At 63.2% G+C, this 21,857-nt stretch carries 22 protein-coding genes; 8 read left to right on the forward strand and 14 right to left on the reverse strand.

Features of this window, described 5'->3' with window-relative positions:
* Window positions 1-39: 39 nt before the first annotated feature.
* Genes DEIDE_RS06665 through DEIDE_RS06675 form a run of 3 tightly spaced genes read left to right on the forward strand, consistent with a single transcriptional unit; the run spans window position 40 to window position 3,147 of the window.
* Entirely contained in the window at window positions 40-915 is an 876-nt protein-coding gene (locus DEIDE_RS06665) for a C40 family peptidase (RefSeq protein ID WP_012693184.1), read from the forward strand.
* Window positions 912-1,949 (forward strand): dipeptide epimerase, encoded by a 1,038-nt coding sequence (locus tag DEIDE_RS06670; RefSeq protein WP_012693185.1) that lies wholly within the window; start codon window positions 912-914, stop codon window positions 1,947-1,949. The genes DEIDE_RS06665 and DEIDE_RS06670 overlap by 4 nt, the downstream gene beginning before the upstream one ends.
* A 1-nt stretch (window position 1,950) precedes the next feature.
* Window positions 1,951-3,147, forward strand: coding sequence for a Gfo/Idh/MocA family protein (locus DEIDE_RS06675; protein WP_012693186.1), 1,197 nt, complete (start codon window positions 1,951-1,953; stop codon window positions 3,145-3,147).
* Window positions 3,148-3,226: 79 nt separating this feature from the next.
* On the opposite strand, the gene DEIDE_RS06680 is transcribed toward DEIDE_RS06675, so the two are convergent.
* The 8 genes from DEIDE_RS06680 to fsa form a co-directional block, all read right to left on the reverse strand.
* On the reverse strand, window positions 3,227-4,000 hold the full coding sequence (locus tag DEIDE_RS06680) for an alpha/beta fold hydrolase (protein ID WP_012693187.1): 774 nt from the start codon (window positions 3,998-4,000) through the stop codon (window positions 3,227-3,229).
* Window positions 3,997-4,725: an alpha/beta fold hydrolase gene (locus tag DEIDE_RS06685; RefSeq protein WP_041227154.1), complete on the reverse strand. Its 729-nt coding sequence runs from the start codon at window positions 4,723-4,725 to the stop codon at window positions 3,997-3,999. The genes DEIDE_RS06680 and DEIDE_RS06685 overlap by 4 nt, the downstream gene beginning before the upstream one ends.
* Before the next feature lie 71 nt (window positions 4,726-4,796).
* Window positions 4,797-5,423, reverse strand: a complete 627-nt coding sequence (pdxT, locus tag DEIDE_RS06690) for a pyridoxal 5'-phosphate synthase glutaminase subunit PdxT (RefSeq protein ID WP_012693189.1) — start codon at window positions 5,421-5,423, stop codon at window positions 4,797-4,799.
* Window positions 5,413-6,303: a pyridoxal 5'-phosphate synthase lyase subunit PdxS gene (pdxS, locus tag DEIDE_RS06695; RefSeq protein WP_012693190.1), complete on the reverse strand. Its 891-nt coding sequence runs from the start codon at window positions 6,301-6,303 to the stop codon at window positions 5,413-5,415. Before pdxS ends, pdxT begins: the two co-directional genes overlap by 11 nt.
* Before the next feature lie 69 nt (window positions 6,304-6,372).
* Window positions 6,373-6,768, reverse strand: coding sequence for a response regulator (locus DEIDE_RS06700; protein ID WP_012693191.1), 396 nt, complete (start codon window positions 6,766-6,768; stop codon window positions 6,373-6,375).
* Complete coding sequence (locus tag DEIDE_RS06705) at window positions 6,765-8,144, reverse strand: peptidoglycan DD-metalloendopeptidase family protein (RefSeq protein ID WP_012693192.1); 1,380 nt, start codon at window positions 8,142-8,144, stop codon at window positions 6,765-6,767. Before DEIDE_RS06705 ends, DEIDE_RS06700 begins: the two co-directional genes overlap by 4 nt.
* 17 nt (window positions 8,145-8,161) lie before the next feature.
* Window positions 8,162-9,436, reverse strand: coding sequence for a transcription termination factor Rho (rho, locus tag DEIDE_RS06710; protein ID WP_012693193.1), 1,275 nt, complete (start codon window positions 9,434-9,436; stop codon window positions 8,162-8,164).
* Complete coding sequence (fsa, locus tag DEIDE_RS06715; protein ID WP_012693194.1) at window positions 9,433-10,158, reverse strand: fructose-6-phosphate aldolase; 726 nt, start codon at window positions 10,156-10,158, stop codon at window positions 9,433-9,435. The genes rho and fsa overlap by 4 nt, the downstream gene beginning before the upstream one ends.
* A gap of 610 nt (window positions 10,159-10,768) precedes the next feature.
* Between fsa and ileS the strand changes: the two genes are divergently transcribed.
* Window positions 10,769-13,969: an isoleucine--tRNA ligase gene (gene ileS / locus DEIDE_RS06720; RefSeq protein WP_012693195.1), complete on the forward strand. Its 3,201-nt coding sequence runs from the start codon at window positions 10,769-10,771 to the stop codon at window positions 13,967-13,969.
* 54 nt (window positions 13,970-14,023) lie between these two features.
* Here the strand turns inward: ileS and DEIDE_RS06725 are convergent, their stop codons facing one another.
* Window positions 14,024-14,629 (reverse strand): DegV family protein, encoded by a 606-nt coding sequence (locus tag DEIDE_RS06725; protein ID WP_012693196.1) that lies wholly within the window; start codon window positions 14,627-14,629, stop codon window positions 14,024-14,026.
* 33 nt (window positions 14,630-14,662) lie between these two features.
* Entirely contained in the window at window positions 14,663-14,800 is a 138-nt protein-coding gene (locus DEIDE_RS19500) for a hypothetical protein (RefSeq protein WP_242402879.1), read from the reverse strand.
* A 203-nt stretch (window positions 14,801-15,003) separates the two neighbouring features.
* On the opposite strand from DEIDE_RS19500, the gene bshA reads away from it, so the two are divergent.
* A complete protein-coding gene (gene bshA, locus DEIDE_RS06730; RefSeq protein WP_012693197.1) occupies window positions 15,004-16,155 on the forward strand; it encodes an N-acetyl-alpha-D-glucosaminyl L-malate synthase BshA in 1,152 nt (383 codons plus the stop codon).
* A gap of 151 nt (window positions 16,156-16,306) precedes the next feature.
* Here the strand turns inward: bshA and DEIDE_RS06735 are convergent, their stop codons facing one another.
* The 3 genes from DEIDE_RS06735 to sucC form a co-directional block, all read right to left on the reverse strand.
* A complete protein-coding gene (locus tag DEIDE_RS06735) occupies window positions 16,307-16,876 on the reverse strand; it encodes a hypothetical protein (RefSeq protein WP_012693198.1) in 570 nt (189 codons plus the stop codon).
* 112 nt (window positions 16,877-16,988) lie between these two features.
* Window positions 16,989-17,894, reverse strand: a complete 906-nt coding sequence (gene sucD / locus DEIDE_RS06740; protein ID WP_012693199.1) for a succinate--CoA ligase subunit alpha — start codon at window positions 17,892-17,894, stop codon at window positions 16,989-16,991.
* Complete coding sequence (gene sucC, locus DEIDE_RS06745; protein ID WP_012693200.1) at window positions 17,894-19,051, reverse strand: ADP-forming succinate--CoA ligase subunit beta; 1,158 nt, start codon at window positions 19,049-19,051, stop codon at window positions 17,894-17,896. Before sucC ends, sucD begins: the two co-directional genes overlap by 1 nt.
* 183 nt (window positions 19,052-19,234) lie before the next feature.
* Between sucC and DEIDE_RS06750 the strand changes: the two genes are divergently transcribed.
* The 3 genes from DEIDE_RS06750 to DEIDE_RS06760 all read left to right on the forward strand — a co-directional run bounded on the left by DEIDE_RS06750 (window position 19,235) and on the right by DEIDE_RS06760 (window position 21,373).
* A complete protein-coding gene (locus DEIDE_RS06750) occupies window positions 19,235-20,284 on the forward strand; it encodes a M24 family metallopeptidase (protein ID WP_041227472.1) in 1,050 nt (349 codons plus the stop codon).
* A complete protein-coding gene (locus DEIDE_RS19745) occupies window positions 20,281-20,793 on the forward strand; it encodes a septal ring lytic transglycosylase RlpA family protein (protein WP_012693202.1) in 513 nt (170 codons plus the stop codon). The genes DEIDE_RS06750 and DEIDE_RS19745 overlap by 4 nt, the downstream gene beginning before the upstream one ends.
* A 115-nt stretch (window positions 20,794-20,908) precedes the next feature.
* Window positions 20,909-21,373, forward strand: coding sequence for a YbjN domain-containing protein (locus tag DEIDE_RS06760; RefSeq protein ID WP_041227156.1), 465 nt, complete (start codon window positions 20,909-20,911; stop codon window positions 21,371-21,373).
* A gap of 178 nt (window positions 21,374-21,551) precedes the next feature.
* Here DEIDE_RS06760 and DEIDE_RS06765 read toward each other — a convergent pair whose 3' ends face one another.
* Window positions 21,552-21,812 (reverse strand): hypothetical protein, encoded by a 261-nt coding sequence (locus DEIDE_RS06765; protein ID WP_041227157.1) that lies wholly within the window; start codon window positions 21,810-21,812, stop codon window positions 21,552-21,554.
* Window positions 21,813-21,857 lie beyond the last annotated feature (45 nt).

The following is a 21,857-nucleotide window of genomic DNA, read 5'->3' on the forward strand; positions in this document are numbered from 1 at the left end:
CCGCCTCCCCAGTGGGCGAACTGCTCTACGCTGAGTGGCATGACCAGCACGCTCCCAGACCGTCGCAATCACGCCTTTGATCCGGACGCGCGTCTGGCCGAGGAGATCCTGCGTGGTCAGCTGCCACACGGTGAATGGCGCTATGTCGCCCCCCGGCCGATGTGGGCCGCGCTGCGGGTGAGTTTACGCTCGGCTCCCGACCCACAGAGTTCCCAGGTGACCGAGGCGCTGCCGGGAGAGCCCGTGGAACTGCTCTGGGAGAACGCGGGCGGCTGGGGCCATGTCCGCACCCTGCACGACAGGTACCTGGGCTGGGCCCGGCTGGACGAACTGGTGCACCAGCCTCCTCAGGGTGAGGGCCTGACAATCACAGCGCTGCGGGCCCACGCCTTCGCCGGGCCCAAGGTCAGCCAGCCGGTGCTGGCCGAACTGGCTTACGGAGCGCAGGTCTTCTCCACGGGCGCAGAGGTGGTCGAGGAAAACCACCGCCGCTGGCAGCCGGTAGAGTTGCCGGATGGCCGGCCAGCGTGGGTTCAGGAAGTGACCCTCTCTCCCCTGGCGGCCACAGATCCGGTCACGTTTGCCCTGCGTTTTCTGGACACACCTTATGTGTGGGGTGGGCGCAGCGCCTGGGGCCTGGACTGCAGCGGCCTGACCCAGACGGTGTATGCGGCGTGCGGCCGTGAGTTGCCGCGTGACGCTGACCAGCAGCACAAAGCGCTGCATCCCGTGGAGACGCCCGTGCCTGGAGACCTGGCGTTCTTTCCGGGGCATGTGGGCCTGATGCTTGACGCCCGGCGCATGATTCATGCCAATGCCACCCACATGGCGGTGACGATTGAAACCCTGGGTGTGGGTGACTACGGCTCACGTCTTCAGGCCAGCTGCACGAGGTTCGGCCGGTGGCCAGAGTGAGCGGCGACGCGCCGGCAGTCAGCTGGGAGACCCTGGACCTGCATACGGCTCAGCCCTTCGGAATTGCGCGCTGGACCCACAGCGTCTATCCGCGCACTTTTGTCACACTGACCCTCGATGGCCGGCGTGGCCGGGGCGAGGCCGCCCCGAATGCGTTTTACGGTGAGACGCGCGGCACGGTCGAAGCTGTGCTGCCGCTGCTCGCCCCAGCGCTGAGCGACCCGTGGGACTGGGACGGTCTTCACGCGGCCCTCGGGGCGCGCATGCCTCACGACCACCCGAGTGTGAAATGCGCGCTGGAAATGGCAGCTGTCGAGTGGTGCGCACAGGCGGCGGGCGTGCCGGTCTGGCAGCTGCTCGGTCTGTCTCCAACCGTGCTACCGGAAAGCAGTTATACGGTCAGTCTCGCGCCTCTGCCGGACATGCGGCGTCAGGCCCGCGAGGCCGTCGGGCGTGGACACAGGGTGCTGAAGGTCAAGCTCGGCACCGATCAGGATGAGGCCATCCTGGAAGCGCTGCGCGAGGAGGTGCCCGAAGTGGCGTTGCGGGTGGACGCCAACGCCGCCTGGACGCGCGCCCAGGCCAAACGGATGCTGGGCGTCCTGGACGCCGCACGGGTAGAGTTTGTCGAGCAGCCGCTGGCCGCCGGAGATCTGGAGGGTCACGCCATGCTACGGGGGGTCTCGCCCGTTCCTATCGTGGCGGACGAAAGCCTCCATCACGTGGGCGACGTTCTTGCGCTCGCCCGCGCCTTCGATGGCGTCAACCTGAAACTGGCCAAACTGGGAGGACCGCTTCAGGCGCTGCGCGCCCTGCGGCTGGCCAGAGCGCACGGAATGCAGGTGATGATGGGCTGCATGATCGAAAGCAGCCTGGGCATCGCCGCCGCCGCGCACCTCGCTGGCCTGTGCGACTGGGCAGACCTGGACGGCGCGCTTCTGCTGGCAGACGACCCGTATACCGGCCTCGACTGGACTGCGGGCCAGCTTGCCCGGCCCGGTGGGACAGGCTGGGGCGTTACCCGGCGGTCATGACATGACAGTTCAGGTCGCCATCATCGGCTGCGGGAACCGCGGCGCCGATGTGTATGCCAGTCACCTGACCCAGCAGGGCGCGCAGATCACCTTTCTGGTAGACGCCCGGCCACAGCGGTTGCAGGAGGTGGCGGAAAGGCACGGGGTGGCCCGTGAAGCGTGCTTTCTGACCGGGAAGGATTTTTTTGCCTTGGGCCGTGTTGCCGACGCCGTGGTGATTGCCACGCCGGACAACGATCACGTGGAGCCGTGCCTGGCGGCACTCTCGCTCGGGTACGACGTGCTGCTGGAGAAGCCCGTCTGCCTCAGCCCCGACGAGCTTCCGCTGCTGCTGGAGGCCGAAGCTGCCTCCACCGGGCGGGTCACGGTCTGTCATGTGCTCCGGGCCACGCCATTTTTCCAGGAGATCCGCGCGGTGCTGGACTCTGGCGTCCTGGGCCGTCTGATCGGCATTCAGCACACTGAGAACGTCGCGTACTGGCACTACGCCCATTCGTACGTGCGGGGAAACTGGCGCGCCTCTCCGCCAGCGGCGCCCTTCGTGCTGGCCAAAAGCAGCCATGATCTGGACCTGCTGCGCTGGTTTGCAGGTGCGTCGCCAGTCGGGGTCCACAGTGTGGGAGGGCTGAATCACTTCAGGCCGTCCAACGCGCCGGTGGGCGCCAGCGACCGCTGTGTGACCTGCCCGGTTCAGGACTGTCCTTATGACGCCCGGCGCATCTACCCCCCGCTCCCGGCAGACCGCTGGCCTGTGACGGTGCTGACTGCAGGCGGGCTCACGCTCGGTGAGGCGCTGGAATCAGGACCTTATGGACAATGCGTGTACCTGGGGCTCAATTCGGTCCCAGACCATCAGGCCGTGACCGTCAGCTTCGAGAACGGCGTCGTGGCTCAGCTGACCGTCAGTGCATTCACGCACAACAACACTCGGACCCTCAAACTGCTGGGCACCCACGGCGAACTCCGCGCTCATATGGAGCGCGGAGAACTTGAACTGCATGATTTCCGTAGCGCCGGGCCGCAACGCTGGACCGTACCCGTCAGCGGCACGCACGGAGGTGGTGACACCGCCCTCGTGGCAGCCTGGCTGGCATTCCTCAGACGCGAGCAGGATGTGCCGACGTCACTTGCTGAATCACTCGACTCGCACCGGATGGCCTTTCTGGCAGAAGCAAGTCGTACCGCTTCTGGGGGGTGAAGACGAAATCTCCATACAAATTACGTCGAGACTAAGTGAATGATTTCACGATACAGCTTGATCGTGAAATTTTGGTTCCTTACATTTTGTGCTTGTCAAGACTGTCCAGGAAATCAAGTGTGTAACGTGCCACGGCGCGTGGATGACTATCGGTCAAAGCGTGGGTTCCGCCCCTGATCTCACGGACCACAGCGTCCGGGACCGCATCGCAAATTGCGCTGACCGTCCAATTCTGAATCACCCGGTCGCTTAGCCCATTCAACAGAAGGGTAGGCACATCGATGTAGGGCAACAGGGGGCCTGTATCGTGTCTCCCCTGGTTCTGCGAAAGGCGGTACATCAGGCTTACTCCACTGCGCACGTACGCGGGGATCCCCAGCAGCATAAGCCCGGGACGTTCACGCGGCAGGTCAAGCAGCAGGCGAAGCAACTGAACCGCCACACTGGGATTTTCAGGAATTCCGGTGGGCGCACAAGCAACGATTGCCGACGCGAGGTGCGGATATCTGACAGTCAGGTCAAAGATGACCTCTCCCCCCAGGGAGTGTCCGAAAAGCGCCGCTCCCTGCAGGCGATTTTCCTCCAGCCATGCCGCCAGGTGATCAGTCAGGTCTTCGATAGTCCGGGGAAAATCGGCGCGCCCCTGACTGTAGCCGTGGCCTGGTGGATCGTAGACATAGACCGTTCGGCCGCGCGCAAGCTCGCGCGCGACGCGAATGTACATCCACGAGGCACACCCCAGGCCTGGAACGATAACCAGAGGAGCGCCACTCCCCCGAACCCAGGCATGGGTCCACAGCCCCCTGACCCAGGTGAACTGCGCGTGTCCCTTGACGCCTGCTTGAGAGCTCAAACCGCTTCACTTTCTTTCATAAAGGAAAGGACCAGCCGGTTAAACGTCTCCGGCGCATCCACCATCACAACATGACCCGCACGCGGGATCTCGTGATATTCCGCGCCGGGAATGGCCGCTGCCAGCGTCCTCCCCAGGGCCACCGGCACCAGAACGTCGCGGGCGCCCCATATCACCAGCGTGCGGGCGCTGATCTGTGGCAGCAGGTCGTGCACGCTGTCCCGAAGCAGGTCACTGGCGCCATGCCACAGGTTGAGGGGACCGGCCCTGAGAGCGTCCGCCATGATGCGCGGCACGAACGAGGGCCGGCCGACCATCATGGCGTGGGGCAGTTTCAGGGCAGCCCGTGTGGGTGAGGTTTTCAGCAGACCACTGGCGCAGGCCAGCACCAATCGGTCAACCCGTTCAGGCGCCAGGGCAGCGGCTCGCAGGGCAATATGCCCGCCCATCGAATGGCCAATCAATGTCACGTCAGACAGGTCTTCGGTTTCGAGCCAGTCAGCAATCAGCTGCGACGCAGCCTGCACGCTCAGGGCCCGCTGACGCCACGCGCGACCGTACCCGACGAGATCCAGGACAAATACCTGATGCTCCCTGGACAGTGCGGGAATATTCCGACGCCACCAGCGACTGGACCCGCTGAGTCCATGAATCAGAACGACCGGCGGTCCGTCCCCGGTTTTCTGGACGTGCAGGGTAGCCTGGGCGGCCTGGAAAGTCTGCATCTGCACGGAGCCAGCATAACGGGAGGCCCCGCCTGAGGTCAGGCGGGGCAAATCTTTAGATCTTCCGGGTATCAAACGGCTGGCGCAGTTTCCTGCCGGGTTTCCTGCACGAGATCCAGGAACAGGGCGTGAATGCGCGGATCAAGGGTCAGTTCAGGATGAAAGGCACTGGCCAGGACCCGGCCCTGGCGGACCATGACGACCTGTCCGGCATGCTCCGCAAGCGGCTGAACATCAGGGCCCAGATCCGTGAGCACCGGAGCCCGAATAAACAGGGCCTCGAAGGGCGTCTCCAGCCCGTCCACCTTCAGGGGAACGGAAAACGAATCCACCTGCCGCCCGAACGCATTGCGGCGAACGTTGACGTCAAGCAGACCCAGGCTGTCCTGATGGCCGCCGAACTGGGGGGGTGCACCTTCGACCTCACGAGCCAGCAGAATCGCCCCGGCGCAGGTGCCCCAGACAGCTCCCCCACTGGCGTGAAAATCACGCAGCGGACTCCACAGCCCAAAATCACTGAGGAGGCGGGCCATGCTGGTGCTCTCGCCGCCGGGCATCACCAGGGCATCGAGGCCTTCAAGGTCTGCAGGAAGCCGCACCTCACGCACCTCAGCGCCCAGACCTTCCAGACGCTGCCGGTGCTCGCGAAAGGCGCCCTGAACTGCCAGGACGCCTATCTTGAGTGGTTTACCAGCCACGGCTGGCGAGGCGCTCGGCCGGGATCAGGTCATCAATATTGATGCCGGTCATGGGGGCACCGAGGTCCTCGCTGATCTCGGCCAGCACGTCCGGGTTGTTGTGATGCGTCACGGCCTTGACGATGGCGTGGGCGCGGCGCTCGGGGTTGTCGCTCTTGAAGATGCCGCTGCCGACAAAGACGCCGTCCAGGCCCAGGTACATCATCAGCGCCGCGTCGGCAGGAGTCGCCACGCCACCCGCAGCAAAGTTCACGACCGGGAGGCGGCCGTGCTGATGAACGTACTTCACCAGTTCATACGGTGCCTGCAGATCACGGGCCGTGGTCATCAGTTCCTCGGCAGGCTTGGACTGGATGGCGCGGATCTCGCCCAGCACGGTGCGGGCGTGACGAACCGCTTCCACGACGTTGCCGGTGCCGGCCTCGCCTTTGGTGCGGATCATGCTGGCACCTTCGCCGACGCGGCGCAGCGCTTCGCCGAGATTCTTGGCGCCACACACGAACGGCACCTTGAACTCGCTTTTCAGGATGTGAAACTGCTCGTCGGCAGGAGTCAGCACTTCGGACTCATCGATGAAGTCCACGCCGAGGGCCTGCAGGATCTGCGCTTCGATGACGTGCCCAATGCGCACCTTGGCCATTACGGGAATAGTCACCGCGGCGATGATCTCTTTAATCATCTTCGGGTCGCTCATCCGCGCCACGCCGCCGTCCTGACGGATATCGGCAGGAACGCGCTCAAGGGCCATGACAGCCGTCGCGCCGGCAGCTTCGGCGATGCGGGCCTGATCCGCCGTAACGACGTCCATGATCACGCCGCCTTTGAACATCTCGGCAAAGCCCTGCTTCAGTTGGGGAGTTCCACTCTGGTGCTCAGTCATACACGCACCATAGTCTTAAACTGACCCCTTGAACAGGGCCAGAAACGGCTCACCGAAGGGGTCAGTTCTTTACTGGCCCTGATCCCTGGACGCCAGCACCTCAACAATACGCTCGACAAGTTGGGCAGGCCGAAACGGCTTGACCAGATATTGGGCCTGAACATAGGTGCCCAGGTCAGGTAACGGCTCCGCACGAGTCAGCCCCGAGAGGAAGATCACCGGCGGCATAGTCTCCTGCAGTTCCTGATGGAGGGCCCGGACAGACTCAAAGCCGTCCCAGGGAGACATCAGCACGTCCATCACGATGACGTCATAGGTTTCCGTACGGCACTGCTCCACAGCTTCAGGCCCACTGCCGGAGCATCTGACCCGGAAACCCTGCATGGACAGCGTCAGGTCAAGAAGTTCGCGAATCTGGGCCTCATCGTCAACCACCAGGAGGTGCGTTTCGGCCCGCGATTTCATGGGAGCAGTGCCAGAGGGTCAACCGTCTGGCCGCCAAGCCGCACCTCAAAGTGCAGGTGGGGGCCGGTGCACACGCCGGTACAGCCGATGTATCCCAGCAGTTCTCCCTGGCGCACCTGCTGCCCAGGGTTGACTGCCGTCCGGCTCATGTGTCCGTAGATCAGCGTGCTGTCACCGCTGACTGTATAGACATTCAGACCATACGCGCCGTAGCCGCTCTGCGTGACCGTACCGTCCGCAGCCGCATAGATAGGCGTGCCCACCGGCGCAGCCAGATCGATGCCGCCATGGAAAAACTGCACATGAAACGGGATATCCCGTTCAGCATAACGGCTGGTCAGGCGGAAATTCTTCATGGGCCATGCCAGGGTACGACTGTCCGTGCTGCTGGCCGTCCGTACACTGGGCTGCGTGGGCCGGGACTGCGTGGTACGTTGCTGGGCCGCCTTCTGCTGGGCGCGGGCCAGGGCGGCCTCGTACTGGACCTGCCGCTCATAAGCCTCTTTGAGGCGCTGGCGCTCCGGGCCGTTTTTCCAGGCTAGATAGGCTTCGTAGCGCTCCTGGCGTTCGTACTTCTCCTGGAGCTGCTGACGTTTGCGCTCGGCTTTCCAAGCCAGGAACCGCTGGTACTGTGCCTGCCTGCGCCGGGCCGCCTCGGCTTTGCGCTGCGCAGCCTGACGTGCCAGGAGGGTTTTCTGAAACCCGTCCGCGCGGACATCAGGCAGCAGCAGTTCGTCTCCCACGCGCAGAGTGTTGGGGAGCACCCCGTTGGCTTCTACAGTTTGCACCAGGTCCGCCCCATAACCGGCGATCAGCGACCAGGCATTCTGACCAGGTTTGATACGCACCAGCAGGCCACGGGGCCCGGTCGGAATGTTCAGGGTCTGTCCAGCACGCACCCGGCTCAGGCTGCTCAGATGCAGGTTGGCTCCCAACAGGTCGACGACTCCAAGGCCAAAGTCTGATGCGACCGAGGCCAGTGAATCGCCGGGGCGAACACGGTAGGTCTGGATTGAAGGAGGGCGAATTGGAGCGCGCTCCACGGCCGGTTCAGGCAGCCGGACGCGGACCAGTCGCCCAGGCTCCCTGTCACGCGGCAGGTACGCCACCGCGCCGGACGTGACGCCGTAACGCGCTGCAATCTGTTTCAGCGCCGCCTTCCCGCTGGTGACCACCAGCACGGATGTGCCGTCCTGGGAAGGACGCAGGGTGACGTCGGGAACTGAGTGCAGCAGTCTGTCTGCGGGCGGGTACAGGCCGGCGAGGGGCGCCGGAAGCTCGGCAACACCCTGGGCGTGTGCGCCGGCAGCACAGGCAAACAGGCTGAAGGTCAGGGCCTGGCGTGCGGCCAGGCCGGAAAGAAAAGCAAACTTCATTCGGTGTGTGGAACTCCTTAACCGCCGGCCAGAGCCTGCAGAAACTCGACGTTGTTGCGGGTCTTGCCCATGCGGGACAGCAGCATTTCCATGGCGTCTGCCGGATCCATATCGCTGATGACCTTGCGCAGCAGCCACATCTTCTTGAGGACTTCAGGCTGCAGCAGCAGTTCCTCACGGCGGGTGCCGCTCTTGAGGATGTCCAGGGCCGGGAAGATGCGGCGTTCCTCCAGACGGCGGGACAGAACCAGTTCGGCGTTGCCGGTGCCCTTGAATTCCTCGAAGATCACGTCGTCCATACGGCTGCCGGTTTCCACCAGCGCAGTGGCCAGGATGGTCAGGCTGCCGCCCTCGCGGATATTGCGGGCTGCTCCCAGAAAACGCTTGGGCCAGTGCAGCGCGTTGCTGTCCAGCCCCCCCGAGAGGGTCCGGCCCGTGGGCGGTGTCACGAGGTTGTTCGCACGGGCCAGGCGGGTAATCGAATCGAGCAGGATCACCACGTGGCCGCCGTCTTCGACGATGCGGCGGGCCCGCTCATGCACGAACTCGGCCACGCGCACATGGTGCTGCGGGGGCTCGTCGAAGGTTGAGGCAATCACCTGGGCGCCCTGAACACTTTCGCGGAAGTCGGTGACTTCTTCCGGGCGCTCGTCGACCAGCAGAACCATCACCGTGACGTCGGGGTAGTTCTTGACGATCGAGTTGGCGATCTTCTTGAGCAGGGTGGTTTTCCCTGCCTTGGGCGGCGCAACGATCAGTGCACGCTGTCCCCGGCCGATCGGCACCAGCAGGTCCACCACACGCAGGCTGAGGGTGTCGTCGGTCCCCGGGTCTTCCAGCACCAGTTGGGCGTCAGGGAAGGTAGGAGTCAGGTCGTCGAAGCGGGGACGGCGGCGGGCGGCCTCAGGGTCCAGACCGTTCACCGCTTCCACGCGCACCAGCGAACCATAACGCTCGTTCTCACGTGGGCGGCGGGCGCGCCCGATGACCTGGTCACCGGTCCGCAGGTGAAACTGCTTGATAATGCCGGCCGTGACCAGCACGCTGCGGCTCTGGGGATCAAGCAGATCGGCCTGCAGAAAGCCGTAGCCGTCCGGGCTGATTTCCAGGTAGCCGCGCGCCAGGATCTGCCCCTCGGCGTCCGCCTGATGTTCCAGGATCGCCAGCGCCAGCGCGTCTTTTTTCAGCTTGCGGTAGTTCTCGATGCCGTAACCGGCGGCAATCAGGTGCAGTTCCGGCAGAATCTTCTGTTGCAGCTCGTGATATGGCAGGGCGGTTGTGGGCTCGGTCACTGCTTCTGGCCTCCCTGGGCATCTACGCCGCCGGTCTGCGGATTGCTTCCCGCTTCACTGGGGGGCGTCTCACTGCTGGCCCCGGCGCGCTTGGCCCAGTCCTTCATGAAGCCGTCCAGGCCGGCCTGGGTCAGGGGGTGCTTGATCATCTGCGTAAAGACCTTGTACGGAATGGTCGCTACGTCCGCCCCCGCCAGCGCCGACTGCACCACATGCATCGGATGCCGGATGCTCGCTGCCAGCACCTTCGTCTCCAGGCCGCCCAGCACATACGCTTCCTTGATCTGCCGGATCAGTTCGATGCCGTCCCAGCCGATATCATCCACCCGACCCGCAAACGGACTGATGTACGTCGCCCCCGCCCGCGCCGCCAGCAGCGCCTGCGGCACACTGAAGCACAGTGTCACGTTCGTCTTGATGCCCGCATCCGTCAGCGCCTTACACGCCTGCAGACCGGCCGGCGTCAGCGGCAGTTTGACGACGACATGCTCACTCCACGCGGCCACTTCCTTGCCTTCACGGATCATGCCTTCAGCGTCCAGGGCGGTGACTTCTGCGCTGATGGCGCCGCCGACCATCCCAGCGATTTCCTGCACCACTTCGCGGAAGTCGCGTCCTGAAGCCACGATCAGGCTCGGGTTGGTCGTGACGCCTGAGAGCACACCCCACGCGTTGATTTCCTTGATCTCGTCCACGATCGCCGTGTCAATGAAAAATTCCATGTGTTCTGTCCTCCCGGTCAGCGGGGGCGCGGGGCATGCCGCGGCTCTCCCCTGCCCCCCTGTTCATGAACCAGCATACCCCGGCCAGCGCGGGACAGGCGACCACGCCTTAGAGCGGTGTCCGGTACAGATGCATTGACCGGGTGCGTCTGCAGGCCTACCATAAGCAGCAACCCCGCGTAGGGGTCATACATTCACGGCGACCGTGAGGACAGTAGGACGGGAGAGCAGGCACGAGCGAGTCAGGGGCGGTGGAAGCCTGACGCCCAGCCCCGGATTCCCGAAGATCACCTCCCGCGCCGGCGGAAGAACAGCCCCCCCTCCAGAGGCTCAGTAGACCCGTCCGTACGCCCCACGACAGAGGGCCTTGCAACGAGGTCGGCCCAGGTGCCGGCGAAGTTGGGTGGTACCACGCGCACTGACCGGCCGCGTCCCAGCATCTGCTAGGGCGCGGCTGTTTGCTGTGGTTCCAGAGGAGGGTTCTCAGGATGCACAGCCTCCTAGACCGGTTCTGCCGTCCCATCCGGCAGTCCCTGACGCAAATAAGGCCGCAGTTGACCGCCTGTCCCAAGACCCTTTCAACGCATTCCCCAGTCTTTAAGGAGAGCCCATGACCGTAACCCCCAAGCCCCCGATGTTCGGGACAGTGCCGACCAATCCCAGCTTCCCGGAACTCGAACTTCAGACACTACGCTGGTGGCAGGAGCGCCGCATCTTCGAGCGCAGCCTGGAGCAGACGGCCGATGGCCCGCGCTTCACCTTCTATGAAGGCCCGCCCACGGCCAACGGCATGCCCGGCATTCACCACGTGGAGGCCCGCAGCCTCAAGGACCTGTTTCCACGCTTCAAGACCATGCAGGGCTACTTCGTGGGCCGCAAGGCCGGCTGGGACACACACGGTCTGCCGGTCGAGATCGCGGTGGAAAAGAAACTGGGTCTGAACTCCAAGCGCGAGGTCGAGGCGTACGGCATCGATAAATTCAATGAACAGTGCCGGGAAACCGTGTTTGAGTACGAGCACGAGTGGCGCCGCTTCACCGAGCGTATGGCGTACTGGGTGGACCTGGACCGTCCGTACATGACCCTGCAGCGCAACTACATCGAATCGATCTGGTGGAGCGTGCAGCAGCTGGACCAGAAGGGGCTGCTCTACAAGGGGTTCCGCGTGGCGCCGTACTGCCCCAAGGACGGCACGACCCTGTCCAATGCCGAGGTCAGCGAGGGCTACAAGGACATCCAGGACCCCAGCGTTTACGTGCCGTTCCGGTTGACCGACCCGGCCGCACTGGACCTGCCTGATCACACGGCGTTCCTGGTCTGGACGACGACCCCCTGGACCCTGCCTTACAACGTGGGCGTGGCGATCCACCCCGACCTGGAGTACGTCGCGGCCAGGGATAAGGACGGCCGGGTGCTGATCCTGGCCGCCAGCCTGCGCGCCGAAGTGCTGGGAGAGGACGCCGAGATCGTCAGGACCTTCCGCGGCTCAGAGCTGGAGCGCGTGGCGTACGAGCCCCTGTTTACCGAAGCCTACGAGGCCGAGGGTGAGGGAAAGACGGTGTGGATGTCGGGACTGGACACCTATGTCTCCGACAAGGACGGCACTGGCATCGTACATACCGCGCCGGCCTTCGGTGAAGACGACATGCGCCTGGCACGCAACTACGGTTTCCCCGTCATTGTCGGCGTGGACACCGAGGGCAAACACCGCTTCGGACCGTGGAAGGGCGTGTTCTTCCGCGACGCCAACACCGAGATCGTGCGCGACCTGCGGGCCCGCGGGCTGATGTGGAAGGAAAAGAACTTCCTGCACTCGTACCCGCACTGCTGGCGCTGCGGCACCCCGCTGATGTACTACGCCACCGAAAGCTGGTACCTGAACAACACCCGCCTCAAGGACCGGTTGATCGAGCTCAACGGCACCATCGACTGGCACCCGGCACATATCCGTACAGGGCGTTACGGCGGGTGGCTGGAAAACCTGATCGACTGGAACATCAGCCGAAGCCGGTACTGGGGCACGCCACTGCCGGTGTGGGAAGCTGAGGACGGCGAGTACCGTGTGATTGGCAGCTACGCCGAACTGGCCGAGCTGAGCGGCCGCCCCGAAGTCACCGGAGAGAGCTTCGACCCGCACCGGCCCTATGTGGACGACATCACCTTCGAAGCGGACGGCAAGACCTTCCGCCGGGTGCCCTATGTCATGGACGTCTGGTACGACTCGGGATCCATGCCGTTTGCGCAGCACCACTACCCCTTCGAGAACAAGGAGCTGTTCGAGCAGGGCGGATTCCCGGCGGATTACATCTCTGAAGCCATCGACCAGACGCGTGGGTGGTTCAACTCGCTGCACCAGATCGGCACCATGGTGTTCGACTCGGTGGCCTACAAGTCCGTGATCTGCGCCGGGCACTTCCTGGACGAAAAGGGCCAGAAGATGAGTAAGTCCAAGGGCAACATCCTGGACCCCTGGGAAGTGTTCAACACCTACGGCGCGGACGCCGCGCGCTGGTACACCTACGTGTCCGCGCCGCCTGAACTGTCGCGCCGGGTGGGGCTGAATGTCATCGGTGAGTCCTTCCGTAGCTACTTCATGACCCTGTGGAACACGTATTCCTTCTTTGTGCTGTACGCCAACCTGGACCAGCCTGATCTTCGCGCGGCCCCACCGGTCGAGGAACGCCCGGAAGTGGACCGCTGGCTGATTGCCAAGGTGCAGGCATTGGTAGGCACAGTCACCGGGGCACTGAACAACTATGACCCCACGGGATCAAGCCGCGCACTCCAGGACTTTGTTGTCGAGGATCTCAGCAACTGGTACGTGCGCCGCAACCGCCGCCGCTTCTGGAGTGGGGACGGTCAGGTGGATCTCAGCGCCTACGCGACCCTGCACTACGCGCTGGTCACGGTGACTCAGCTGACGGCGCCGTTCACGCCGTTCCTGGCCGAGTCGCTGTACCAGAACCTGGTCCGCAGCGTGACGCCTGATGCGCCCGAAAGTGTGCACCTCGCCACCTGGCCGCAGGTTGATGAGGCGCTGGCGGCCCCCAGCCTGGTGGGCGAGATGGACGCTGTGCTGCGGGTCGTGTCACTCGGCCGGGCGGTGCGTGGCCAGACCGGCATGCGCCAGCGTCAGCCGCTGCCCAAGGTCATGCTGCGGGCCCGCAGCGCCGAGCAGACAGCAGCCCTGGGCCGCTTTGTCGAGCAGATCAAAGAGGAGCTGAACGTCAAGGAGGTCGAACTGCTTGACCAGTACGCCGAACTGGTGAGCTATCAGTTACGGCCCAACCTGCCCCTGCTGGGCAAGAAGTTTGGTAAGGCAGTCCCGCAGGTCCGTGCAGCGCTGCAGGAGGCTGACGCTTCTGAAGTCGCGCGATTTGTGCGCGACGGCAAGTTCTTCGAGGTGGTCGCCCCGACCGGTGAGCGCTTCGAACTGGGGCCGGACGAGGTGCTGGTAGACGCCCGGTCACCTGAAGGCTTTGCCGCGCAGGAGGAAGCCGGTTACCTGGTGGCCTTCGATACGCAGCTGACGCGTGAACTGGAACTCGAAGGGCTGGCGCGCGATCTGGTGCGCGGGATCCAGGACGGCCGCAAGAAAGCCGGATTCGAGGTGTCCGACCGCATCACGCTGCACCTTGACCTGACCGGGGACGCCCGGGAAGCCGCAGAAGCCTGGCAGGAATACCTGATGAGCGAAACCCTGACCGAATCGCTTGTCTTCGGGGCTGCCGAAGGTTTCGCCGCAGAGGTTGAAGGCGGCACAGCGTACCTGGAGCGCCTGGAGCGCGACGGGTCGATGGCCGGCGCTTAAAACAGACCTGGAAAGCGAAGGGGCGCGTGATGCGCCCCTTTTTGCTGTCAGAAGTTACCCGTGAAAGGGCCGCACAAGCACACCGAAGGTCCCGGGCCCGACGTGGGCACCGATCACCGGTCCAAGCAGCAGAGCGCGTCCCTGTTTGATATTCAGTCCGCTGCGGCCGACGGCACCATGAAGTTCGGTGATGCGGTCTGCGTCACGGCCGGCGTGAACGATGGTGACGGTCACTGGCTTATTCCCGAAACGCTGTACAGCGCTGGAGAGCATGTCCGGCAGGACCTGGGGAGCCTTGAGGCGCTTGATCACACTCAGCTTGCCCTGGTCAAAGTGCAGGACCGGGCGCAGATTGAGCATGTTGCCAACCACCTGTTGCCCCCGGCTGATCCGGCCGCTGCAGCGCAGGTACTCCAGCGACGCCACGCTGAAATTCGTGGACATCTCAGCGCGGGTGGCATGCACCTGCTGTTCGGCCTGCGCCATGGTCTGTCCGGCATCCAACGCTGCGCGGGCGACAAGAGCGACCTCAGCCAGGGGGGCAGTGGTCAGCTTGCTGTCTACGACCCTTACACGTGCCGGATCGGGCAGACGCTGAGCCGCTTCTCTGGCCCGCCGCACTGTTTCTGACAGCTCACCCGAGATGTGCACGCTGAACACTGCCTCATGCGTCTGGAGCAGGCGGCGGTAGTGCTATTCGAAAAAGTCAGCAGTGGGCGGCTCGGTCGTGGACTGCCCACCAGAGCGCAGATGACCATACACCGCGTCCGGATCGATCTCCTGCCAGTCCAGGAAGGCGCGTCCGTTGATCTGAACTGTCCGGAGAATCACTTCGATGTTGTATGCCCGCGCCGCGCCGCCTCTGGAGAAAAATCGCTGGTGGAATCGGTCAGAACGGCAATCATGGACTTAACCTAGGCTCGGTGTACACACTGCGCAATGAGGTTCCTTACGCCCTGGGGGGGATATAACGCCCCCTGGACGGCTGGGCTTGACAGGCCGATGACCCGCGTAGGGTTCTATACTTCACAACCATGACGCCTGGATTTCCCCTTCAAAACGGCCTGAAAATCGCAGTGCTGTGTCACGCCAGCGCCGGGGGATCCGGGGTGGTTGCTACCGAGCTCGGGCTGATGGTCGCCCGTGCCGGGCACGAAGTCCATTTCGTGGGCTCCGCGCAACCTTTCCGGCTGGCTGGTGCCGGAGGTATGAGCGGTCCGTATTTCCATCAGGTGGGCGGCTTCGCTTACGCGCTGTTCGACCAGCCCTACCCGGAACTGGCGGCCGCCAACACCCTGACTGAAGTCATTCTTGAACACGGCGTGGAGCTCTCGCACGCTCACTACGCCATCCCACATGCCAGTGCAGCGCTGCATGCCCGCAGCGTCAGTGGCCGAACCCGGGTCATCACCACGCTGCACGGCACCGATGTCACCCTGGTGGGCGCTGAGCCGGCCTTCCGGCACACCACGCGCTACGCCATCGAACGCTCAGACCATGTGACGGCGGTCTCGAATTTTCTGGCTCACCAGACCCGTGAAGTCTTCGGAACCGAACGGGAAATCGAGGTTATTCATAACTTCGTGGACAGTACCCGCTTTGTGCGGATCACTGACCCGGCGGTACGCGCCCGCTTCGCCCACCCCGACGAAGCTCTGCTGGTGCATGTCAGTAACTTCAGGGCCGTGAAACGTCCGGAGGACGTGGTGAGGGTGTTCGCACGGGTGGCCAGTGAAATTCCGGCGCGGCTCCTGATGATCGGCGACGGCCCGGAGCGGCCGCGGGCCTTCGAGCTGGCGCAGCAGCTGGGAGTCATCGGCAGGACTCACTTCCTGGGCTCGTTCCCGGACGTGCAGACCATTCTGGGCATCAGTGACCTGTTTGTGCTGCCCAGCAGCAACGAAAGTTTCGGACTCGCAGCCCTGGAGGCCATGAGCTGCGAGGTTCCCGTGGTGGCCGCCCGCGCCGGGGGCATCCCCGAAGTGGTTCAGGACGGTATTACCGGATTTCTCTCTCCAGTCGGAGATGTCGATCACATGGCCGACCAGGCCCTGCGCGTTCTGCGGGACCGTGAGGTCTACACCCGTATGGGACAGGCTGCACGGGCGGCGGCAGTCCAACTGTTTCACCCGGATCTGATTGTGCCGCAGTATCTGAAGGCCTACGAACGCACGATCGCTGGATAACGCCGACAAGGGGTGGTCCCTTTCCGACGAAACTTGACTTGTCCATTAGTGAATATTTTCACGATAAGCTAAGATCGTGAGAATTTTATTCCCACAAAGTTGGTGATGACAAAAAAAGAGCCAATGAAGGCCCTCGTTCGCCATCTCTTCGTCAACGGTTCAACCGGACAGACACCGCTGTGTCGGCCGCGAACGGTTTCAGGCTGACAGCGCGCCCGACATCCACAAGAAAGGCATTCCATCCTCGCTTGAGCGCTGCCACATATCCCTTGTTGGCCTTGACAGTGACGTCACCGTTCACCCAGACGATGAACAGTGTCGAGCGGCCCACCTGTGCCGCCACTTCGTTGAGGGCTTCTGCCTCGTCGCGTCGCCCGTTGTTGTTCTGGTCCCGGTAGGTAAAAAAACGCAGTTCTGCTGCCTGCACCTGTCCGCTGACCGCAACCGGATCAATGACTCCCGGCCAGGACACGTTCTGGGGGGTAAGCGCCACCTGGGCGCGGGCGGTGGGAGCAGTGATAGGAATTTCCAGGCTGAACCGGTTGCTCTGCACTGGAACACCGACTATTTCCTGCACAGGCTGCCCGAAAGGCGTTACCACCCAGCCGCTGACGCGGGTATCAGGAGTGACCGTTCCGTCCACCGTGCCGGTCACGACCAGGGCCGAAGCCTGCGTGGCCAGCAGGCCCAGAATCAGGGGAAGGACGTGACGTGTCTTCATACCTCAAGTGTACGGGTCTGGCTGACGGCGATGTGACTCCACATGACACTTATCTGAAGGCCACAAGGAAGGGCCGGATCACCTGGACCCGGCCCCCCTTCTGTGAAGGTACTTACTTGTTCAGCGCCTGCTTCACGAGATCGATGATCTCAGGCATCGTGTCAGCCACCGGCACATTCGCGGCCGCGAAGGCAGCGAGCTTGCTTTCAGGGGTCCCGACGTCACCCATGATGATGGCGCCAGCATGGCCCATGCGCTTGCCCTTAGGTGCGCTCCGGCCGCTGATGAATGCCACAACGGGCTTTTTCATGTTCTCAGCAATGTACGCCGCAGCCGCTTCCTCGTCCGCGCCGCCGATCTCGCCGATCACGATCACGGCGTCAGTGTCGGGGTCAGCCTCGAACAGTGGCAGGACGTCGGCAAACGTCGTACCGATCACAGGGTCCCCACCGATGCCCACGGTGGTGCTGGTGCCCAGGCCGGCGTCATTGAGCAGCTTGGCAGCCTCGTAGGTAAGGGTGCCGGAGCGGCTGATCAGGCCGATACGGCCGGGGTTGGTGTAGATCTTGTTGGGCATGATGCCCACCTTGGCTTCGCCGTTGGTCACCAGACCGGGGCAGTTCCCGCCGATCAGACGGATACCCTGACCGCCCTGAGCGCGGTTCTGGGCATCAAGCTGGTTAACTTCCTGAACGGCGCGCATCATGTCCACGGTAGGCACGCCTTCCGTGATCAGCACGATCAGGGGCATGCCGGCGTGAGCTGCTTCCAGGACGGCGTCAGCGGCGCCAGCTGGCGGCACGAAGATGATCGAGACGTTGGCGCCGTGCTTCTCTTTGGCTTCAGCCACCGAGTTATACACGGGCCAGCCTTCGAAGTCGGTGCCGCCCTTGCCAGGGGTGACGCCGGCCACAACCTGCGTACCGAATTCCTTCATGGCGCGGCTGTGGCTAGCACCTTCGCGGCCGGTCATGCCCTGCACAATGACCTTGCTGTTCTTGTCAACGAGAATGCCCATTATTTGGCCTCCGCAGCGTTTGCTTCCTTGGCAGCTTCATCGGCCGCTTCAAACATGGTGGGGTACATCTGGATCAGGGGGCTGTTGACTTCAGCCAGCAGCGCCTTGGCTTCGTCCTCGGCCGTGCCGGCGATGCGCATGCGCACAGGCTTGGTCAGGATCCCGTCTTTCAGGGCCTGGATAACGCCTTTGGCAACCTCGTCGGCGCGGGTGATGCCGCCGAAGATGTTGATAAAGATGGCCTTGACATCACTGTCCTTGCTGACCAGCTTCACGGCGTTATACACGACTTCGGCTTTGGCGCCGCCGCCAATGTCCAGGAAGTTGGCCGGCTTGGCGCCAGCGCGGTTGACCACGTCCAGCGAGGTCATCACGATGCCTGCGCCGTTCCCCAGTACGCCGACGTTGCCATCAAGCTTCACGTAGGCGAAGCCGTACTTGCTGGCCTCGATTTCCAGGGGGTGCTCGGCTTCCAGTTCGCGCCAGTCAGCCAGGTCCTGGTGACGGTACATGGCGTTGTCGTCGATCTCGAACTTGGTGTCCAAGGCCAGCGGTACGCCGTCAGGGCCCACGAACAGTGGGTTGATCTCGACCAGCACGGCGTCACGCTTCAGCGCGGCCTCACTCATCTTGACCATCATGTCGGCAATTTTGTTCAGGTTGCCCTTGAAGCCGGCCCTGATGGCCACCTCGCGCGCCTCGTAGGGGCGCAGGCCGGTCACCGGGTCCACGCGGTGCTTGATGATCTTCTCGGGAGTTGCGGCGGCAACTTCCTCGATTTCCATGCCACCCTCGGCGGAGGCCATCAGGGTGAAGCTCTGCACGTTGCGGTCAACGATCATACCGACGTAGTACTCGGTACCTGCGTCGATGTCCACGGCCTTGGTAACAAGCACCTTGTTGACGGTCAGACCCTTGATGTCCATGCCCAGAATCTTTTCGCCGTTCTCGAAGGCCTTGTCCTCGGTGGGGCTGAACTTCACGCCACCGGCCTTACCGCGGCCGCCCACGTGCACCTGGGCCTTGACGACCACCGGCTGACCGTACTCGCGGGCGATCTGACGCACCTCGTCGGGGGTGCGGGCGACCTTGCCGTCCTGAACGTTGACGCCGAACTGGCGCAGAATTTCCTTGCCCTGATACTCGTGAAGTTTCACGGTTCCTGCCTCCTCAATGATGGGGGTGGTTGGCCACTGTTCCCGGGCCAGCTCTACTTTTGTCCCGATCACGGAGTATAAGCCTCGCACTGCCGGCGCCCCTCAATGTCCCTCTCCTGGGGACAGACTGACAACAGCGGGACCCTGGAAGGCCGACGGCGGCGCCGTGTTACCGTGCAGCACATGAGCCAACTCGAAAAGTTGCGCCAGGCCATGGGCCCGGCGGGAGTAGACGCCGTGTGGATCAGTGATCCGGCCAACGTGCGTGCGCTGAGCGGATTTTCCAGCCCCAAGGACGCCAAGGTTCTGGTCACAGCCGGCAGCGTGACGTTGTACACGGACGCCCGCTATACCGTTCAGGCCCAGGAGGAATCGCCCCTCCCGGCCTTTATTGCGCGGCCGCCGGAAACCTATCAGCATGCTGCCCAGAGTCTCAGTGGACTCCGGGTGGGCTTTGAAGCTGAGCATCTGACGGTGGCGATGCTGGACGATCTGCGTGAGCACTGGCCGGATGCGCAGCTTGTTCCGCTGCGGGAGCTGGGCCGGGGCTTACGCATGGTGAAAACTCAAGACGAGATCGAGGCGATCCGGGCTGCGCAGGCGCTGGCTGACCGGGTATATGCCGAGGTGCGTCCCAGCATCAGTGCGGGGGTCCGTGAACGCGACGTTGCCCTTGATATCGAAATGCGCTTGCGCCGAGCAGGCGCAGAAAGTGCCTTCGACATCATCGTGGCCAGCGGTCCACGCGGCGCCATGCCGCACGGGGTGGCCTCCGACCGCGTGATTGAAGATGGTGAGCTGGTCACCATCGATATGGGCGCCCGGCTGGGGGGGTACCACAGTGACATGACGCGCACGGTTGCGGTCGGTACTCCCAGCGATGAGATGCTCCGCGTCTACCGCGCGGTCCTGGAGGCCGAGGAAGCAGCAGTTGCGGCAGTAGGGCCGGGGGTTCGGGCTGCGGATCTCGATACCCTGGCGCGCGACATCCTGACCCGGCATGGTCTGGGCGAAGCGTTTGCCCACTCGTTGGGCCACGGAATTGGACTCGAGGTTCACGAAGGTCCCAGCCTGCGAGGTGTCAGCACAGATGTTCTCGAGGCCGGCATGCTCGTGACCATCGAACCTGGAGCGTACCTGCCTGGAATCGGTGGAGTGCGCATTGAGGACCTGCTCCTGGTGACCGAAAACGGCCACGAGGTTCTGAGCCGCGCTGAGAAGGACCGGCTGTGAAAAGGGCGCTGCTGCTTTTCACACTGCTTTTGGGCAGTGCACACGCTGAGCAGGTGTACCGGGTCAAGGCCGGTGACACGCTGTGGTCGGTGGCCCAGGCTCACGGAACGACTGTTCAGGCAGTTCTGGCCCACAACGGCAGGGACAGCGCGGCCATTCAGGTTGGAGAGGCCATCCGGCTCCCGGGAACACCCGTGACCTCCCCCGCCCAGATCCCTGCGACCCCTGTCACCACGGCTGTGTTTCAGCGTGGCCAGGCAGCCTATTACAGTGGACGCCGCGACCGCAGCACGGTAATGACAGCAGCACACCTGACCCTGCCGTTCGGTACCTGGGTGCGGGTGACCCATGCCCGGACAGGCCGCAGCGTGGCGGTCATGATCAATGACCGAGGGCCTTTTGGCAATCGTTCCAGAGTGATTGACCTGTCGACCAGTGCGGCCCGGGTCCTCGGCATGCTGAGTGAAGGGGTCGCACCTGTGACCCTGACGGTGATGTCACGGCCCTAAGGAACTCATATCTGACCTCGCCGGATGTGGGAGGGGGGCGGATGTTAGAATCGGTCGGGTTTCAACCACAGATCAAACCGCTGTTGAGGTTCACCCACCGAGGAGGATGGTTTTAATGACGATGGAAACGGCACTGCTGACGCTGGATACGCTCGCGAAGTACCTCAAGGAAAAAGAAGTGCAGCTGGACATGGAAGAGAACAACGGCCAGCGCTTCATCCGCATGGGCTGGCGTTTCGAGATGGGCGACGCGGCCGTACTGGTCAGCGTGAATGACGGCCCGAACAACACCAGCCGCCTGGAAATCACCTGCGTGACCCAGAAGCAGTACGCTGACCGCCGTGTGGAAGTTGTAAACATGCTCAACGACCGCAACCGCGAGCGCGCCTTTGCCCGCAGCATTGACGCCGATGGCAACGTCTGGCTGGAATATGTCGGCTTCTACCCCACCCTGGCCGAAATGCCCCAGGAAACCTTCGACACCCTGTTCGGCGGCGTACTGATGCACTTCCAGGATGACTACGCAGCGCTTGAAGGCTTCGTGCCCCAGGGCATGCAGGTTCAGCAGCCTCAGGCCTGAGAATCGACAAATGGGCGGGGATTCTACCCCGCCTCTTCTTCCTTTGCTTAAGTGAATAGTTTCACGATATCTCAGATTCGTGAAAATTTTGCCTCTTGGGTGATTCAGCTTTCTAAGGCTATTTAGACCTGAGAAGGCCATGTCAGTGACTCTGACATGGCCTCTCCTTCCTTGAAGTTCAGCTGCGCTGGGGAAAAGACAGGTGCCCCTCAAATTGCCAGAGGCTCAGCTTTCTGGGCTTCTTTTCGTAAAGCGTGCCAGTCATCGGCCCGTGCTGGGTAGTAACGGTGATATCGCACTTGCCACCGCCCTGGGCACAGCCTTTACTCAATGCATCGATATCGGTCGCCAGGGTCCCTTTGCCCTGATGCCCGGACTCTGCCAGGATGGTCAGGCGTTTGGTTGGTGCGACTTGATAGGTCCCCTGCAAAATAATCATTGCTGCACTTTAGGCTTTTTTCCGATGGGCAACTGAAGCTTTCCA

Origin of the sequence: Deinococcus deserti VCD115 (genome assembly GCF_000020685.1) — a bacterium.
Taxonomy (GTDB): Bacteria; Deinococcota; Deinococci; order Deinococcales; family Deinococcaceae; genus Deinococcus; species Deinococcus deserti.

Bases quoted from the DNA above. Each gene is read 5' to 3' on its own strand.
- DEIDE_RS06665 (WP_012693184.1), top strand. From the start codon at position 40: ATGACCAGCACGCTCCCAGACCGTCGCAATCACGCCTTTGATCCGGAC.
- DEIDE_RS06675 (WP_012693186.1), top strand. From the start codon at position 1,951: ATGACAGTTCAGGTCGCCATCATCGGCTGCGGGAACCGCGGCGCCGAT.
- DEIDE_RS06685 (WP_041227154.1), bottom strand. From the start codon at position 4,725: ATGCAGACTTTCCAGGCCGCCCAGGCTACCCTGCACGTCCAGAAAACC.
- pdxS (WP_012693190.1), bottom strand. From the start codon at position 6,303: ATGACTGAGCACCAGAGTGGAACTCCCCAACTGAAGCAGGGCTTTGCC.
- DEIDE_RS06700 (WP_012693191.1), bottom strand. From the start codon at position 6,768: ATGAAATCGCGGGCCGAAACGCACCTCCTGGTGGTTGACGATGAGGCC.
- DEIDE_RS06705 (WP_012693192.1), bottom strand. From the start codon at position 8,144: ATGAAGTTTGCTTTTCTTTCCGGCCTGGCCGCACGCCAGGCCCTGACC.
- fsa (WP_012693194.1), bottom strand. From the start codon at position 10,158: ATGGAATTTTTCATTGACACGGCGATCGTGGACGAGATCAAGGAAATC.
- ileS (WP_012693195.1), top strand. From the start codon at position 10,769: ATGACCGTAACCCCCAAGCCCCCGATGTTCGGGACAGTGCCGACCAAT.
- bshA (WP_012693197.1), top strand. From the start codon at position 15,004: ATGACGCCTGGATTTCCCCTTCAAAACGGCCTGAAAATCGCAGTGCTG.
- DEIDE_RS06735 (WP_012693198.1), bottom strand. From the start codon at position 16,876: ATGAAGACACGTCACGTCCTTCCCCTGATTCTGGGCCTGCTGGCCACG.
- sucD (WP_012693199.1), bottom strand. From the start codon at position 17,894: ATGGGCATTCTCGTTGACAAGAACAGCAAGGTCATTGTGCAGGGCATG.
- DEIDE_RS06750 (WP_041227472.1), top strand. From the start codon at position 19,235: ATGAGCCAACTCGAAAAGTTGCGCCAGGCCATGGGCCCGGCGGGAGTA.
- DEIDE_RS06760 (WP_041227156.1), top strand. From the start codon at position 20,909: ATGACGATGGAAACGGCACTGCTGACGCTGGATACGCTCGCGAAGTAC.
- DEIDE_RS06765 (WP_041227157.1), bottom strand. From the start codon at position 21,812: ATGATTATTTTGCAGGGGACCTATCAAGTCGCACCAACCAAACGCCTG.